The organism is uncultured Cyclobacterium sp. (assembly GCF_963976465.1).
In the GTDB taxonomy this organism is placed as follows: domain Bacteria; phylum Bacteroidota; class Bacteroidia; order Cytophagales; family Cyclobacteriaceae; genus Cyclobacterium.
Genome location: NZ_CAXBOC010000703.1, coordinates 1 through 1,833, shown reverse-complemented (window position 1 = coordinate 1,833; position 1,833 = coordinate 1). Strand labels below are relative to the sequence as shown.

2 protein-coding genes are annotated in these 1,833 nt (G+C 40.5%); both read left to right on the top strand.

The window, feature by feature from the left end; translation table 11 throughout:
* The coding region (gene mutL / locus AAC037_RS24090) for a DNA mismatch repair endonuclease MutL (protein WP_339906215.1) at window positions 1-1,527 on the top strand (1,527 nt) is incomplete at its 5' end.
* A 16-nt stretch (window positions 1,528-1,543) separates the two neighbouring features.
* Window positions 1,544-1,833, top strand: a 290-nt coding sequence (locus AAC037_RS24085) for a rhomboid family intramembrane serine protease (protein ID WP_339906214.1), incomplete at its 3' end; no start/stop codon positions are given.

Genomic DNA, 1,833 nt, shown 5'->3' with positions numbered 1-1,833 from the left:
GTGGAACTAAAGACCAAACGCGATGGCGATGAGTTGGGGACGCTTATTCAGGTGGAAAGCTCAACCGTTAAAAAACAAGAACCCATCGTTTTCCAAAGAGGAACTTCCGTTTCAGTTAAAAATTTGTTTTGCAATGTTCCGGCGCGGAGGAATTTTCTCAAATCCAATGCCGTAGAGACCAAGCATTTGGTGGAAGAATTTCAGCGGGTAGCATTGGCATACCCCAAGATCTCCTTTTCATTTTACCAAAATGATATGGAGCTCTTTAAATTGGCCGGAGGGAAATTGAGTAAAAGAATAGTAGGGATTTTTGGCAAACAATATCGTGACAAGTTGATCGTTTGTCAGGAAGAATCCCCTCATATTAATATCCAAGGGTATATTGGCAAACCTGAACAAGCCAAAAAATCTCGGGGAGAGCAGTATTTCTTTGTAAACAATCGCTTTATCAAAAGCAATTACCTGGGGCATGCAGTCAGTACCGCTTTCGAATCTTTAATAGGTCAGGATCAACATCCTTTCTATGTTTTGTTTTTAGACATTGATCCAAAACACATAGACATTAATGTACATCCCACAAAGACTGAGATCAAATTTGATGACGAGAGAACCATTTATGGAGTGGTAAGGGCTGCTGTCAAGCAAGCTTTAGGTGCGCACCATGCAGCGCTCACCATCGATTTTAGCTTGGATGTAAACTTTACGGACTCCTGGAGCAAGGATACAGCAAAAAGAAAAGAGGTAGGCCTGGAAAATAATTACAGGACTTATAGAGGGCCAGGAATGGCCAATAAAGATCCCAAAGGCTGGGAGCAGCTGTTTCATAAGGACCATGAGGAACGGGCCATAAATTTCGACCCAGAAAGGGGCAACACCGGGCAGCAAGAACTTAAAACTTTTCCTAGTAAAGTTAATAGCAAGGATGAGTCGCCTGTAACTGAAATAAATAAACCGGCCTTGGGTAGTGGAAATACCTTTCAGGTGGAACAGACTTATATTGTTACGCAAACTTCTTCCGGTTTATTGATCTTTGATCAGCAGGCCACACATCAGCGAATTCTATACGAACGGTATGCCGGTCAATTGGAACAGTCCAAGGGAGCCTCCCAACAATGTCTCTTTCCGCAGAATATTAGGCTTAGCCCGGCAGATTTTGCCTTGGTAATGGATTTGAAAGAGGAACTTAGCGACTTGGGTTTCCAGTTGTCAGAATTTGGTCAACATGCCATTTTGATCAATGGGGTGCCTGCTGATATTCATATTACAAGCGAAAAGGTGTTGTTTGAAGAACTATTGGAGCAATTCAAGCATTTTAAGAATGAACTCTCATTAAATAAAAAAGAAAATCTTGCCAGATCTTTGGCAAAAAAGACCTCAATTAAAAGAGGTGATAAGCTTCAAAGTCAAGAGATGGAAAATCTCGCAGGGCAATTGTTTGCCTGTCAAAACCCAAATTATAGCCCTGAGGGGAGCAAAACCTTCATTAAGTTGGATTTAAATAAAATTGATCGCTTTTTTTATTCCTGAATTAAAATAAGAATTTATGTTTAGAGCCCTTACACCCATTGTGAAAAACCTATTGTTAATTACGGTGGGTATGCATGTAATAGCTTCTTTTTTTCTTCCGCAACTGAGTGGGCTTTTTGCCTTGTATTATATAGAGAGCAAAAACTTCATGCCTTTCCAGTTTGTGACCTATATGTTTATGCATGCAGATTTCTGGCATTTGTTCAGCAATATGTTTGGCCTATTTATTTTTGGACCCTTACTGGAGCAATTTCTGGGTCCCAAAAAACTGTTAATATTATGGATGGTATGTGGCGTAGGGTCAGG